Annotated in this window: 1 protein-coding gene; it reads right to left on the bottom strand. The window is 37.9% G+C overall.

The window, feature by feature from the left end; genetic code table 11:
* Positions 1 to 1,325: MucBP domain-containing protein (locus HT714_RS09410; protein WP_173251835.1), on the bottom strand; the 1,325-nt coding region annotated here is incomplete at both ends.

Below are 1,325 nucleotides of genomic sequence, written 5' to 3'. Positions count from 1 at the left end.
TTAGGTTCTGGCTTAGGTTCTGGTTTAGGCTCTGGTACGACATTTTCCAGAATATAAACATAGGTCACTTCAAGAGTTTGTCCTGCTACAACCTTGCCTGTTTCATTTCCTTTAGTTGAAGCTTCAACCAATTTGTATACTTTTCCTTCTGCAGTTGTGATACGGCTTGGTTTCATTCCGTTGTCTGCAGTATTATAGTCAGTTCCTGCTTTAGCGTCTGTTGTGTCTTTTACACCTGATTCTACATTAGCACCATCTGCAGTTCCTACTAATGGAGTTCCATCTTCTGTTTGGTAGTTAACGATGACTGAACCCGCTTTTTCATAGACATACGTTACTTCTGTAGTTCCTTCTACAACAGAACCTTCTTCTGGTTTAGAGCCGTCTTTTAGGGCTTTATCAGTTAGATAGTAAGTGACACCATCTTTTACGATAGTCGCTTTCTTATGTTCTGACGTGTTGTAGTTTGTATTAAGAGAAGCATTTGTTTCATCATTTTCATCTTCTGAGATGGTATTTCCTTCTGTATCTTGGAATTTAACGATGACATTCCCTTTAACTTCTTGGTAAACATAAGTTACTTCAAGAGTTTGTCCTGCTACTACTTTACCTATTTCGTCACCTTTAGTTGCTGTTGGTACTAATTCGTATACTTTCCCTTCTGCAGTTGTGATACGAGTTGGCTTCATTCCGTTATCAGATGTGTTGTAGTCTGAATTTGGTTTACCGTCTTTTGTATCAACAGCGTCCACTTGAATAGTGTTACCTTTTTCATCAGTGTAGTGAACTACTACTTGTCCTGCTTTTTCGTAAACGTAAGTTACTTCTGTTTTACCTTCTACTACATCTCCAGTTTCTTTAGAACCGTCTTTAAGTGCTTTTTCTGTTAAGTAGTACACAGTTCCGTCTTTTTCGATTTTCTCTGGTTTGTTGTCAGTTGTATCATATTTAGCGTTCAGAGAAGCACCTTTAGTATCTTCTTTATCTTCAGCGATTACATTACCTTCTGTGTCAACGTAGTGAACTACTACATCACCAGTTACTTCTTTATAAACGTATGTTACTTCTGTTGTTTCTCCAGCAACAACCTTACCTGTTTCATTTCCTTTAGTTGAAGCGTCGACCAATTCGTATACTTTTCCTTCTGGAGTAGTGATACGATTTGGTTTCATGTCGTTATCTGCAGTGTTGTAGTCTGAATTTGGTTTACCGTCTTTTGTATCAACAGCGTCCACTTGAATAGTGTTACCTTTTTCATCAGTGTAGTGAACTACTACTTGTCCTGCTTTTTCATAAACGTAAGTTACTTCTGTAGTTCCTTCTAC

Origin of the sequence: Streptococcus sp. 3705 (assembly GCF_013277145.1) — a bacterium.
Classification (GTDB): Bacteria; Bacillota; Bacilli; order Lactobacillales; family Streptococcaceae; genus Streptococcus.
Note: the sequence above shows the minus strand (reverse complement) of the source record. Positions and strands in the feature narration are given on the sequence as shown.